This is a genomic window from Candidatus Cloacimonas sp. (genome assembly GCA_039680785.1).
Taxonomy (GTDB): Bacteria; Cloacimonadota; Cloacimonadia; order Cloacimonadales; family Cloacimonadaceae; genus Cloacimonas.
Window position 1 is genome coordinate 1 of record JBDKSF010000056.1, and the last position, 14,186, is coordinate 14,186.

Sequence of the window (14,186 nt, forward strand, 5' to 3'; positions counted from 1 at the left end):
CGAATAGTATCAATCTTAGACAAATTCTATGCTTTGGTAAACGATATATCAGTTGGTTTGCCTGCAGAGATTGAAGCCAGACGCAAACAATATGAATACTACAGGAATAAACTGCTTACTTTCAAGAATAGAGCAGATACCCAAGGTAACTAAATGAAATATGATATTGTAACCCAAAGTCAGGAAAGCACTGTTGTAGCAAAATACGATTCCACCAAAAAAAAGGAATCTGCCTATCAAACTGAGGCAGCATTAGAAAAGGCATTTATAGAGTTACTAAAGGCACAAGCATACGAATATCTGCCCCTCTCATCTGAAGCTCAATTGATAAGCAATTTGCGGAAACAATTGGAAATTCTGAATAATTACCCATTCTCAGACACAGAATGGAATCAGCTGTTCCAGGGCAAAATAGCCAACTTAAACTATGGGATAGAGGAAAAAACCAACATCATTCAAGAGGATTACATTCAATTGCTTGCTTGCGATGATGGAACAAAGAAAAACATCTATCTGCTAAAAAAAGACAATATCCACCACAACCGGTTGCAAGTTATTAATCAATATAGTGTTGAAGACGGTCAAAGAGCCAATCGCTATGATGTTACAGTCCTGGTCAACGGACTTCCCCTCGTTCATATTGAGTTAAAAAAACGCGGAGTGGATATCAAAGAGGCATTCAATCAAATAAATCGTTATAACCGTGAGTCCTTCTGGGCAGGGTGTGGTCTCTTTGAATATGTTCAAATCTTCGTAATCTCTAATGGAACACATACAAAATACTATAGCAATACTACTCGCTTTACTCATCTCAAAGAACAACAAGAAGGTAAAATAAAGAAAGGTAAGCAAACCAGTAACAGCTTTGAATTTACCTCTTGGTGGGCAGATGCCGATAACCACCCTATAACTGATCTTATGGACTTTGGACGGACTTTCTTTGCCAAGCATACCTTACTGAACTTGCTAACAAAATACTGTGTTTTTACTACTGATAAACTATTGCTTGTTATGAGACCTTATCAGATTGTGGCTACAGAGCGGATTTTGAGGCGTATAGATGTTTCTAATAACTACAAGAAATATGGAAAAATTGAAGGTGGTGGCTACATCTGGCATACCACCGGAAGCGGTAAAACTCTTACTTCCTTCAAAACAGCCCAATTAGCAAGTAAGCTGCTTTATATTGATAAAGTGCTTTTTGTGGTTGATAGGAAAGACCTTGACTATCAAACAATGAAGGAGTATGATAAGTTTGAAAGGGGAGCGGCCAACAGCAATACCAGTACTGCAATACTGAAGAAGCAACTTGAAGACCCTAAAGCCAAAATCATTATTACTACAATTCAGAAGCTTTCTCTATTGATTAATAAGGAAAAACAGCTCTCTGCCTTCAATCTACACATAGTGATTATCTTTGACGAATGTCACCGCTCTCAGTTTGGTGAAATGCATACTGCCATCACCAAGACCTTTAAAAAGTATCATCTGTTTGGCTTTACCGGCACTCCTATCTTTGCTGTGAATTCCAACAGTAACTCCAAAGCTGATTTACGCACAACAGAGCAGGCCTTTGGTACCAAACTTCATACTTATACGATAGTGGATGCAATTATGGATAGAAATGTCCTGCCCTTCCGCATTGACTATATCAGCACAATGAAAGAGCAGGAAAACATCACCGATTCAAAAGTGTGGGATATAGACAGGGAAAGAGCTCTTGCTTCGCCTGAACGAATTACAAACATCGTGAACTACATTCTTGAACATTTTGATCAAAAGACCAAGCGTAATAACTATTATCAATTAAAGGACAGACGGCTTGCTGGTTTTAATTCTATCTTTGCCACTGCCTCAATTGAAATGGCAAAAAAATATTATTCAGAGTTTCAGAAGCAGATGGCAGAACTGCCCCAAGACAAACAGCTTAAGATAGCAATAATCTATAGCTTTACTGTCAATGAAAGCGAAGAAGAACTGGACGGGCTGATTGAAGATGAAAATCTGGAAGATACAAGCAGATTGGATCAAAGCTCCAGGGACTTTCTGGATTCTGCCATTGGGGATTACAATAAGCTATTCAAAACGAATTTTGATACCTCCAGTGATAAGTTCCAAAACTACTATAAGGATGTATCCCAAAGAGTGAAAGACCGGGAGATTGACCTGTTAATAGTAGTGAATATGTTCCTCACTGGCTTTGACGCCACCACCTTAAATACTCTTTGGGTAGATAAGAACCTTCGTTTGCATGGTCTCTTACAGGCATACTCCAGAACAAATCGAATACTAAATACGATAAAGACCTTTGGAAACATTGTATGCTTCCGCAATCTTGAGAAAGCTACTAACGAGAGCATAGCTCTCTTCGGAGATAAGGAAGCTTGTGGTATAGTATTGCTTAAGTCATTTGATGAATACTACAAAAATGGCTACCTATCAGGAGGAAAACGAATCCCTGGATATGTGGAATTAATTGAAGAGCTGCAAAACAAGTATCCAGTTGGAGACATAATTATAGGGGAACAAAATCAAAAGGACTTCATCAGATTGTATGGAAATATCTTAAAAGTTCGCAACATCCTCTCTACTTTTGATGATTTTAGTGGGCGTGAAATCCTTACAGAAAGGGATTTTCAGGACTATCACAGTATGTATATTGATCTCTACAACGAATTTAGGAGAAGGGACAAGGGTGACGCTGAGAATGTGAATGATGATATTGTTTTTGAAATGGAACTGATAAAACAAATAGAAATCACCATTGACTATATACTGGAATTGATTAAAAAATACCATTCCGGATTTCAAAAAGACAAAGAGATCATCGTCAACATCAGAAAAGCTATAGATTCAAGTTTGGAACTGCGCAATAAGAAAGATCTGATAGAACAATTCATCGCTAACTTGAATCCCTCAACCGATATAGATAAGGACTGGCATACCTTTGTAGAGGAAAGAAAAAAAGAAGAATTAGACAGGATCATAAAGGAAGAAAATCTTAACAAAGATGAGACCTACAAGTATATAGACAATGCTTTTAGAGACGGATTTGTACAAGAAACCGGCACTGCCATTACTAAGGTTCTTCCTCCTCTTCCAAGGTTCTCAAAAAATGGCGAGCGCACTAAGAAGAAAGAATCTGTTCTGGAAAAGCTTATAGCTTTCTTTAATAGATTCTGGGGTATATCAGATTTCACTAAGAGTAGTCTCGGAAGTTAGATTAATATGTACATCTACCAACACCCACATAATATACTTAATTATGATATCACGGGATGTGCTTACAATTATGCTTTGTATTCTGCACATCTCAACCTGAGAAAACCCTAAAGATGAAATGAGGAAAATATTATGAAATGTGCATTAGTGCATATCAGCGATCTGCATGTAGCCGACAACACTAAATTGGTAAGCTCAGAGTTATTTTCGAATTTTACTAACCGTATTAAAGATATAATATCGGGATGTGACTCAGTCATATTTACAATATCAGGAGATATTACAGATAATGGTTTTCAGACTCAGTTTACCAGAGTTGAAGATGTTATTACTTCATTACGAAATAATATCAAAAGAGATATACCTGAAATTGATATCCAATTTATGTTTACTCCGGGGAATCATGATAATGACTTAACGAGTTTGCAATCAACAAGAAACGATGTAATAGAGAAGATAAGGGAAAGCAAGTCCTTTGATATAGATGAAGTTACTACATGTTGCTTAGTGCAGAAGAACTTCTTTGAGTTCGCTTCCAAATACAGTTTTATTGATATCGATTACCACAATCAATTAGTTTATGCTGGAACTTATAATCTTGATGATATTAACTTATACTTAATATGTATTAACACATCATGGCTGTCTCAAAAAGATGAAAAACCTGCATCAGTTCAGCTGCCACTTAAAGATATGATAAATGAGATATCCATACCAGATAGAAGGATTGTAGTTGCTTTGTTACATCATCCACTAAACTGGCTTGATGCAAGTGATATTAAAATAGATGAAAGTAGGTTTTTTATCAGTAACAATTTTAATGTTTTGTTAACGGGTCATGAGCACTTACAAAGTGCATCTAAAAATTATAACTTTGACACAAATAAGAATACACTGCTTCTAAACTCACCCATGGGCAACGGTCTAGAATCTGGCTGTAATATTCTAATTCTTGATTCTAAGAGTATGAAGATGGAATTGATTATGTTGAAGCATAAAGATGGTGTATACAAAGAAACATTAAAAGAGTTCTTACCAATTCAACTTAGATCTCAATTCAATTTTTCATCCAGTTTCGATTCGTACCTTGATGAATTAGGTATCCCGCTATCTCACCCTGGAAAAGATGATCTCTTCTTAAATGATGTATTCATTGAGCCTGATTTGGAAGTTTTAAATTCAGCGAACTTAAACCCTGTATATATTTCAATGTCCAATACAATTAATTTATTAACAGAAAAAAAAGTATTCTATATCGGAAAAGATCAATCAGGGAAAACAACGATATTCAAAAAACTAATAAGAGATTATTATGGGAAATCTGTATATCCAGTTTTAATTCGAGGGAGTGATATTAAAAATACCAATATAGATAAGCACGTTAGAGCTGCTCTGGAAAAACAGTACTCTGATTTGAATTGGGATGCTTACATGCAGCTTGATAAAAGTAAACGTGTAGTTTTTATTGATGACCTAGATCTTTCAACTATTAACATTGAATCGAAGATAAAAATCTTTGATAGGTTGAAAGACATCTTCTCAATCATACATTCATCAATGAGAGATACCGAACTATATAGCTCAATATCACAGAAAAGTGAGTTCTATTGGAATGATTCGAATCTTTTCGAAATACTGCCATTTGGACAAGTAAAAAAAGACGAGCTTATCAGAAAATGGGTTTTGTTAAGTAACGAAGAACCAATTGAGGATGAGTTACTTATAAGACAAGTAGATGGATTATATAAAAAAATCCAGGATATAACGCTAACAAAAATACCATCTTATCCATTCTTTCTACTAATGATATTACAAGGAATAACTACTTCTTCACCTAGTGACTATAAGTTTACTGCCTATGGTGACTGTTACTTGGCATTGATAGTCTTCTCAATACATAAGTACATTGGTCCCCAAAAATCAGAAGCCTACCTGAACTTTTTATCCTGTTTATCATATGACTTCTTCGTAAATCGAAGATCATCAATCACTGACGATCAGCTAAAGCAGTTTTATATTAATTATTTTCAGGAATATAACGTTCCTGATGAAATGACTCCGATGCTCAACAATCTACTTAAAGCAAAGCTTCTACACAGAACACACGATGATTTGATTAGATTTAATCATCCATTCGTGCTTCATTTTTGTATAGCCAGGTATTTAGCAAGAAACTATCAGCAAGATGTTGTAAAGTCCCAAATTTCAGATATATGCCAGAAGATACATGTTTTTAGAAATGCAAATATTGTAATCTTCTTAACACATTTTCTAGAGGACGATTCGTTTTGGGATGAATTACAACTTAATGTTTCGTGCTTGTTTGATAAATATCCTCCTGAGTCGTTGTGTAAAGAGAATACTGATTTTCTAAGCGATCTATTTAGTGATATTAGAGACTTGATTATTGAGCAGAAACGTGATATTCTTGAAAACCGAGAAAAAATCCTTAAGCAGACAGACGAAATCACTAATGGTTTGATTGGTGATGATAAAGATATTGATCAGATAGAAGATGAGGAACAAGATGTTGACTACTCAATATTAACTGATACTCAGAAACTTATAAGATACTTAGAGATCATTGGTCAGATACTAAAGAATAGATCTGGTTCTCTCAAAAGAGAGAAGATAAAAAACTTTCTAATTGAATCAGTAAACTCATCTCTTCGATTAATAAGCTTTCTAATTCACAACCAAAAGGAACTTATGAATACGGCAGTTACCTACATCAGGGATAAAATCAAAGAAGAAATCGAAGCTCGCAATAGTGATGCAAAAAAGAATGGGGATACTAAAGTCATTTTGATTGATGATGTAGATCTTGAAGCGCAAGTCAAAAAATTCCTTTTAGGAATATCTTTTGCGTCAATAAACTCGCTGTTATTAAAAACTTCAATATCGCTTGGTTCATATGATCTCTTGCCTCAAATAGATGAGATTTCGAAAGAAAACCCATCCCCATCATATAGGTTAATAGATGTAATGGTTTGCATGGAATATAAACATTGTTTGAATGTAGATGAGTTAATCGAAATCAAAAAGGAGCACAAAGATAATCAATTTGTATATAATGTTCTCAGACATTTAGTCTATAGATTTTTGTATATGCATGAAGTTGATTACAGAAACCAGCAAAAAATCGCAGAAGCTTTTGATATTAAGATCAAAGAACAAAAGATATTGCAACTAAAGCAGCAAAGATAGTTATTGATTAGTGATAATACTTAGTCATCGTCCTACACTTACAATGGAACGGCAGTAACTTAGTATGTGGTCCTAAGACACCTATCGGATTCATTTCTGCGTCGTATCAAATCTGAACAACTCTGACCCAAAGCATAAGAGCTTTGATATATTTCCGGGCGCCATCCAAATCATTGGACTTCATCTCAAAAACTATAAGGTTATCCATCACTTAGCGATCATTGTTTTACCCAAATAGCGCAAGAGGATAACAAGGAAGAGACGGAATTACAAGTAATGATAGCTAAATATGGAAAGGCAGAAGGCAGAGAAAAAAAGATTGGGCAGACAGAGGAAAATGATTATACTATCTATGTGAAGCATCTGGAGCGCCTGCCCGCTGAGAAAGATGTGAACTGGTCAGACAGCAGGCAATGTTGATGATCAGCCATATAATAAGAGCTGCGCAAGTGGCTCTTATTTTTTTATGTTAATTGCCTTACCTAATGACATTGATCCGTAAAGAACTTTTTTAGCCAAATCAAACAAATATCGCTTTCAGGTTTCTGAGGGTCTTGTTTTTACCAAATGACATTGATCCGTAAAGAATTTTTTTAGCCAAATCAAACAAAACCTACTTTCGGGAATAAAACAGGTCTTTTAATAGCGGCGGGTTATTTTTGCAGTTCTTCCAATGCCTGTCTGGCTTTTTCCTGATAGAGAGGGTTGGTTTTATCTTCCGTTGCGGTTTGCAGATATTTTATTGCTTCTTCGTTTTTTTGATTAGCTATCAGAATCATCCCGATATGGTAAGAGATTTCTGCTGGCATATCTTCTAATTGCATAGGCAAATTAATATGTTCCAAAGCGCCGTTAAAATCGGAAGTAAGATAATAATACCAAGCCAAGCTATCTTGATAATAAGCATTTGTCGGTTCCAGAGCCACCGCTCTTTGAATCAGCGAACCGGCTTCATTTAAGTGTTCCTGAAAATCCAGCAAAGTATAACCTAAGTCGTTGAGAAAGAGAGGATTATCGGGGTATATATTTATTGCTTTTCGCAGCAGGGCGATTTTTTCCGCCTGCCTATTCTGCTGTTGATAATATTGCAGGAGAAAAGTCCAGTCGTCCAATTCACCCAGATTCTTCTGCAGAAAGTAATTACATAGATTTGCTCTGGCCTGTAAAAAATCCTGATCTTCCACAGTTTTTGCTTTTGCCGCAATCTTTAGATAATCGGCAAAAACGCTTTCCGGTAATAGTTTTTGCACTGCCAAAACCATTTTATCGGCAAAATCGGAATTAGGGTCATCGGGTTTGTTTTTCGTTTGGAAAGAATTTTTCAGCATTGCATATAATACAACATCCTGAAGGTCGCCAGCAGAATTAAAGTAAACAGCATAAACCGAGGGCTCCGGCAAATATTCGGAAAATAGCGATTCAGCAAAAAGGAAAACGGCTATCTGAGAATAGGAAGCAAGTTCTGATTCTTTAGCCAGCAAAAAGCTGGATATTTTCTGCATAATATCTTGTTTATTGCTCAGAAAAGCAGAAAAAGCCAATTCTCCTATTAAAGAAGTGTCGTTGGTAGATAAAATGGAATTTGCCAGCGCATTAACAATATCAAAAGAGCGGTTCCGATTGGCGGTCTGTAAAAAATAGAGCATCAGATCTTTATCTTCCGGATAGCGGTATGCCTGAAATTTTTGCAAGGTCTTTCCCAAATCCGCATTCTGGATAGTAAATTCACTAATCATTTTATCAGTTTCAGGTTTGGGGTCAAGTTGGTATGCTTCCTGTAAAATTGCCAAAGAGCGTTGCGGACTGACTAAAGAATACATTTTGGCAGTTAAAATCAAATCCTCCGGATGGTGATCGGCAGATTGATATGCCAGTTTTAGCAGTTGCACATCCGTTTGCTTATTTTTACTGTAGTTTAGGTAAAATTTGCGGAGATAATTTAGCGTGGAAGGATAGTAAGTAACGCCTTGGGAAACAATGCGTTGCAGTCCTTCTAAATTATTGGCGTTACTATAAACGGCGTAGGCAATATTTAATAGGTCGTTATCAAAGACCATCTCTTTTTCGGCTTTTTCAAACTCTGCGATAGTGGTTTGTTCATCCTGTTGTTTGTTGAGATAGGCAAAAGCGCTGTTGATCAGCATTTGTTTGCGAATTTGATAACTGCCTTTATCCTGTTCCCAAGCCAAATTATAATAATCAGCCGCGGAAACATAATCCCCCGCATAATGTTGAATCGAACCGGAAAGATAATAATAAAGCGAAGGCATATTGGGCTTGGAATTATCCAAAATAGTTCTGGAAACTGGCTTTTGTGGTCCTGCACAAGCAGCAAGCAATAATAAGATTATAACGCTTTGGCAAAGCAGTAACTGTCTTATATGCAGCAATTTTCTCATTTGATTACCAGGGAATTGGAAATTACATATAGTTCCACTAAAACAGGAAGTTTGTCCCCAGCGGGAAAATAGACGCTGCTATCTACAATGTATGCTGTTTTGGTTCTTTCATCCCAAAAACCGTAACTTTGAAAACCACCACCAATGGCATATTTCATATTTTTCCAAGCACCCAGAAGACGATAACCGGGGTGTTTTTTAAAGACGAATGGCTCTTTCCGCACCACTTCCGGATCAAATTCATCACCTTCAAAGTATTTTTTCCCGATTTCTTGCCGTTTGGCAATCAGCCAATTAAGATCAACTTTATTTTCGGGCATTGGTTCATAGTAAATGGAAATATATTTATCCGGAAATTCGCGATTTTCCATTCTGGTGCGGTAAATAAAGCTTAAGAATCTGCCCACGGCATCATTGGAATATAACCGAAAAGTGACTGGAATTTTAAGTGAAAAGGGATATCGATCAAAAAAGGTAGGATCTATAACCTTCTCTTGATAGGCATAATAGCCCTGTCTTTCCATATAGCGATTCAAGAGCAGAGAAAAGATATTTTCCGCTTGGAGGACGCCTACTTTTTGTAAGGACTTGGCATCTTTACCAAAAAGGAAAAGGACAATCTGATCGCAGCAATTGGCATTTTTAGCGGTAAAAAGATCACCTCCGCTAACTTGCACCCGTTTTTTAAAATCCTCACTAAGTGTCTTTTTCATATAGGCAGAAACAGGTAAGTTACTCTCCAAGTTTCCAATGTAAAGCAGATTTTTGTATTTGGACAATGTCTGCACATTTTTAATATCGGCTCTGATGAGGTTAAAATACTGTTCTGGATACACAATCAGGATTTTTTGTTCTATCGCACTGCCAATGAATGGTTTAAGCCCTTGCCAATCCATTGAATCACAAAATACATAAACATCTCTATCTTCTCCCAAAGCCAAGGTTTTGGAATGATCAATCACTTCATCATAAATAGTATAACGACCTGATTTACCACCTTCCTTGGCACAACCGAAGAGAATGAATATCAGCAAGATAAAAAGGGTATATTTACGCATTGTCATTTCCTTTTTTTAGCTATAGCACTAACATAATTTAAACCACTAAGCACTGTAATGAGCGCCACAAACCAAAACCAGATATTGATAACAAGGATCACTACTTGGGGCACTGGTTCAAAATATGCCCAAAAAAGCAAAGCGATGATTATGCCTGCCATTTGCAGAACTGTTTTCAGCTTGCCAAAAATATCGGCGGCTATTACAATCCCTTGTTTTTGATAGACCTCGCGCAGAATAGTGATAATCAATTCGCGCAGAAAAATGATTATAAAAATTACGACGCTAATCTGAAAAGGCGGTAATAAACAAAGACCTGCCAAAGCGGAAAGCACAATAAGTTTATCCGCCAAAGGGTCCATAATTTTACCAAAATCACTTATTAAATTCAGTTGGCGCGCTATCTTGCCATCCAGATAATCCGTAACACTGGCAACGATAAAAATAATCAGAGCAATAACAATGTTTGCCGAACTGGGTGACCAAAACAGAAAATAAAGAAAAACCGGAACCAGTAAAATACGGATGACGGTTAAAATATTAGGCAGTTGGCGTATCATTATTATTTTCAGTTGATTGAGTGTTTATCTTGTTTACCGGAGATACTATTTCCACAGGGTTTTCTGCTAAAATTAACTGATGTTCAAAGCTATGCAAAATAAAATAGTTAATCAGTGTGCCCAATATGGCAGAGCCCGCTTGAATAATAAATACCCAATAAGGAATTAATTGGGGCAGCGAGTTAAAATATATAAGAGCAAAATAAATTAGCAAACATAGCGGTAAAGGAATTATCAACATCAACCAAGTATGCTGAACGCTTTGTCTTTGCAAACGGACATTTTCCAACGCACTATGTTTATGACCCTTATAGTGCAGTAATTTATGCAGCTCCCAGGTAGCGCGGCTAAACACCAGAACCAACATAATAAGAAACCCCATAACAAGATTAAAGACAAGAGAATACAAATCCTGTCGTTGCAACTCTTCAATAATGGAACCGTAAGCATTGGATTGACTATCAATATCTGCTTCCGGAAGATGAGAACGCAAAATATCCAGTATCATCGATTTACTGCTAATGGATTCCCGGTTGGACAGCAAATTTATCGTAATGACGGCAGGCAAAGTATAGTCCTGAACCATTTGCGGAGTTATAGGTAAACCGTATGCCTGAATAAGTTCCGTAGCTGCTTGTTGAGGAGTTTCATAAACCACATTTTTAATCCCCGGAACGGGTTTCAATTCTGATAGTAGAGGAGCAACTTTTGTAGTATCGGCAACATAAGCATAGATAGGTAGATTTGCCAATTTTTCCAGTTTATCCTTTTCGCTTATTCCTAAGCTATAGCTTAGATAGAGCCAAGCGCTAAAGAGAATGAATATGATTAACAGGATAAGTATAAAGCGGGTTTTCATAAGGTTATCCTTTTTTTTGTTACTTTGAAAGGGCTAACATTCTGTCTATGGCTACCTTTGCTTTTTGGGCAATAGAAGGAATTACATTAATTTCATACTGATTATATTTTAGGGCAGCGTAGATGCTTTCCAGCGTTATTTTCTTCATATTTTTACAAATTGCCTTAGGAGAAAGAGGAATTAGGGATTTTTCCGGATAGATATGTTGCAAATATTCTATCAGCCCAATTTCCGTAGCAATTATGGCATTGTCATTTTCTTTCACCCAATCCATCATTCCCCCCGTGGACATTACAAAATCGGCATATTTAACAATGGCGGGATCGCATTCAGGATGCACCAGCAGCTTATGAGCAGGATATTTATTTTTAATGGCTAATACATCTTCTTCCGTAAAACTCCATTGATGCACCAAACAATAACCATCCCAGGGTATTACATTTTTTCCTGTCTGTTTGGCAGCCCAGGAACCCAAATTGCGGTCTGGAACAAACAAAATTGGCTTATCCGTTTTTAAAGAATTGAGCACTTTTACCGCATTGGAAGAAGTGCAGCAAATATCGCTTTCAGCTTTCACTTCCACCGAAGAATTTACATAACAGACCACCGGCGAGCCGGGATAATTTTTTTTGAATGCTTTCAGTTGTGCTTCATTTATCATATCAGCCATCGGACAACCAGCATCCCAAACCGGCAGCAAAATCTTTGATTCCGGGTTTAGAATGGCAGCTGTTTCTGCCATAAATTTTACTCCACAAAAAACAATTAACGGCGCCTTCGCTTGCGAAGCCAAAATAGATAGCTGCAAAGAATCACCACGGTAATCAGCAATATCTTGAATTTCCACTATTTGATAGTTATGAGCCAGAATCAGGGCATTTTTTTCTTTTTTCAGGCGGAGAATTTCTGAAATCAGTTCTTCTTTCTTCATTTTTTCACTTTCCTGTATGTCCAAAACCGCCTTCCTGCCTTTTACTTGGGCTAAGAGACACTGTTTCACTAAGTTCAGGAATCACTACCGGGCAAAAAACCATTTGCGCTATCCGCATTTGGGGTTCAATTTTTACCCCTTCTTCGCTCAAATTGATCAAAATCACTTTTATTTCACCTCTGTAATCGGCATCAATAGTTCCGGGACTGTTTAAAATGCCTAAACCGAAATTTAAGGATAAACCGCTGCGGGGTCTAATTTGAGCTTCATAACCCATTGGAATTTCAATGGCTATGCCACAAGGAATGGCTTGTCGTTTATAAGGTTCAATCGTAACCGGTTCCAAAAGATCAGCGAAAAGATCAAAACCAGAAGATTGTTCTGTCATTCTTTGGGGCAAAGTGGCAGTGGGAGATAATTTCTGAAAAGCTATTTTCATCCTTTCCTGCTTAAAAGATATTCAGCCAAAGCATCTAATTTCACTGCTTTTTTACCTAAGGGGGCAATCACTTTTCTTGCCTGATCCGTCATATCCTTAGCCATTTTATGCGATTCGGCAATACCATACACGGAAGGAAAAGTTGCTTTGTGTCTATCTTCATCTTTACCAACGCTTTTCCCAAGTTCTTCTTGCGTGCCTTCAACATCCAAAAGATCATCCACTATTTGAAATACCAGTCCAATCTTTTTTCCGTATTCATCCAGTATTTTCAGTTCTTCTTCTTTTGCTTTTCCGGCAAGCGCGCCAAAACGCAAACAGATATTGATTAGGCGGGCGGTTTTATTTTCGTGAATATAGGAAAGGGTCTTTTTATCCACCTGTTTGCCTTCGGATTCAATATCTACCATCTGACCGGAGATTAGACCTTTTATTCCAACTTCTCTTGCCAATTCGTTGACTAATTGAACTTTCAGCTTGGCTTCCAGTTCCGCTAAAGTAACTAATTCAAAAGCACTAATCAATAAAGCATCTCCAGCCAAGAGAGCGATGCCTTCACCAAAAACGGTATGGCAGGATTGTTTGCCGCGTCTAAATTCATCATCGTCAATATCGGGAAGATCATCATGAATAAGTGAATAAGTATGAATCATTTCTATGGCAGCGGCAACCGGAGTGATTAGTTCCACTTCAGGATTGAACATTTCAAAGGTAGTCATTGTTAAATATGGTCTTAAGCGTTTTCCACCGGCAAAAATACTATAGCGCATTGCCTTATGCAAATCTTTCGGATATTCATCTTTACGGGGCAGAAATCGGTCTAATATAATATTAACCAGTTCCTGCTTTTCTTTCATATCCTTTTTTAGAAGAATGCTATTATCCATTATTACCTTCCGGCTCTTGGGGAGAAGAGAGTTGATCACTTAAAATTTTAATTTTTGCCTCGGCTGCACCTAAACGGCTTTGACAGCATTTCAAATAAGCAACGCCTGCTTCATATAAAGAGAGCAATTCCTCCAAACTGGTTTCGCCTGTGGACAGAGTTTCCACAATTTTTTCCAGTTCTTTTAAGGATTGTTCAAAGCTCATTTCGTTGATTTTGTTTTGGTCTATGCTCACTTTTACCTCACTCCCTTTTTTTTATTCGTTTCCTTATACTATAATAAAGATATTTTGTCAATCACAAAGTTAAAACTTTCAAATACCTCTCACAGATTACACAGATTACACAGATTTTTAATTTATACGGTAAAAAGGATTTAATCAGCCACCGCAGCTAACTAAAAAACTAAGCACTCCCGCACTTTGAACTTTGAACTCCCGCACTTTGAACTTTAAATACCTCTCACAGATTACACAGATTTCACGGATTATTTATGTAGGAGGTAAAAAGGATTTAATCAGCCACCGCAGCTAACTAAAAAACTAAGCACTCCCGCACTTTGAACTATGAACTCCCGCACTTTGAACTTTAAATACCTCACACAGATTACACAGATTACACGGAT

12 protein-coding genes are annotated in these 14,186 nt (G+C 37.0%); 4 read left to right on the top strand and 8 right to left on the bottom strand.

What is annotated here, in order from left to right; all coding sequences use genetic code 11:
• From ABFC98_03640 to ABFC98_03655, 4 genes are all read left to right on the top strand, one after another.
• On the top strand, window positions 1–153 hold a 153-nt coding region (locus ABFC98_03640; protein ID MEN6445120.1), incomplete at its 5' end, for a restriction endonuclease subunit S.
• Window positions 154–3,222, top strand: coding sequence for a type I restriction endonuclease subunit R (locus ABFC98_03645; protein ID MEN6445121.1), 3,069 nt, complete (start codon window positions 154–156; stop codon window positions 3,220–3,222). It abuts the gene before it with no gap.
• Window positions 3,223–3,354: 132 nt separating this feature from the next.
• Window positions 3,355–6,429 carry a metallophosphoesterase gene (locus tag ABFC98_03650; GenBank protein ID MEN6445122.1) on the top strand — a complete coding sequence of 1,025 codons (3,075 nt, stop codon included), beginning with the start codon at window positions 3,355–3,357 and terminating at the stop codon, window positions 6,427–6,429.
• Between the two features lie 276 nt (window positions 6,430–6,705).
• On the top strand, window positions 6,706–6,849 hold the full coding sequence (locus tag ABFC98_03655) for a hypothetical protein (GenBank protein ID MEN6445123.1): 144 nt from the start codon (window positions 6,706–6,708) through the stop codon (window positions 6,847–6,849).
• Window positions 6,850–7,082: 233 nt separating this feature from the next.
• Here ABFC98_03655 and ABFC98_03660 read toward each other — a convergent pair whose 3' ends face one another.
• Genes ABFC98_03660 through ABFC98_03695 form a run of 8 tightly spaced genes read right to left on the bottom strand, consistent with a single transcriptional unit; the run spans window position 7,083 to window position 13,767 of the window.
• Entirely contained in the window at window positions 7,083–8,828 is a 1,746-nt protein-coding gene (locus ABFC98_03660; protein MEN6445124.1) for a hypothetical protein, read from the bottom strand.
• The gene (locus tag ABFC98_03665; GenBank protein MEN6445125.1) at window positions 8,825–9,886 is read right to left on the bottom strand and encodes a DUF4837 family protein; all 1,062 of its coding nucleotides are present in this window, start codon (window positions 9,884–9,886) and stop codon (window positions 8,825–8,827) included. Before ABFC98_03665 ends, ABFC98_03660 begins: the two co-directional genes overlap by 4 nt.
• 2 nt (window positions 9,887–9,888) lie before the next feature.
• Window positions 9,889–10,446 (bottom strand): CDP-diacylglycerol--glycerol-3-phosphate 3-phosphatidyltransferase, encoded by a 558-nt coding sequence (gene pgsA / locus ABFC98_03670; GenBank protein ID MEN6445126.1) that lies wholly within the window; start codon window positions 10,444–10,446, stop codon window positions 9,889–9,891.
• Window positions 10,427–11,305, bottom strand: a complete 879-nt coding sequence (locus tag ABFC98_03675) for a hypothetical protein (protein MEN6445127.1) — start codon at window positions 11,303–11,305, stop codon at window positions 10,427–10,429. Before ABFC98_03675 ends, pgsA begins: the two co-directional genes overlap by 20 nt.
• A gap of 19 nt (window positions 11,306–11,324) precedes the next feature.
• On the bottom strand, window positions 11,325–12,236 hold the full coding sequence (nadA, locus tag ABFC98_03680; GenBank protein ID MEN6445128.1) for a quinolinate synthase NadA: 912 nt from the start codon (window positions 12,234–12,236) through the stop codon (window positions 11,325–11,327).
• Window positions 12,237–12,240: 4 nt separating this feature from the next.
• Entirely contained in the window at window positions 12,241–12,675 is a 435-nt protein-coding gene (dut, locus tag ABFC98_03685) for a dUTP diphosphatase (GenBank protein MEN6445129.1), read from the bottom strand.
• Window positions 12,672–13,562, bottom strand: a complete 891-nt coding sequence (locus tag ABFC98_03690; protein ID MEN6445130.1) for a polyprenyl synthetase family protein — start codon at window positions 13,560–13,562, stop codon at window positions 12,672–12,674. Before ABFC98_03690 ends, dut begins: the two co-directional genes overlap by 4 nt.
• Window positions 13,555–13,767, bottom strand: a complete 213-nt coding sequence (locus tag ABFC98_03695) for an exodeoxyribonuclease VII small subunit (GenBank protein ID MEN6445131.1) — start codon at window positions 13,765–13,767, stop codon at window positions 13,555–13,557. The genes ABFC98_03690 and ABFC98_03695 overlap by 8 nt, the downstream gene beginning before the upstream one ends.
• Between the last annotated feature and the right edge of the window lie 419 nt (window positions 13,768–14,186).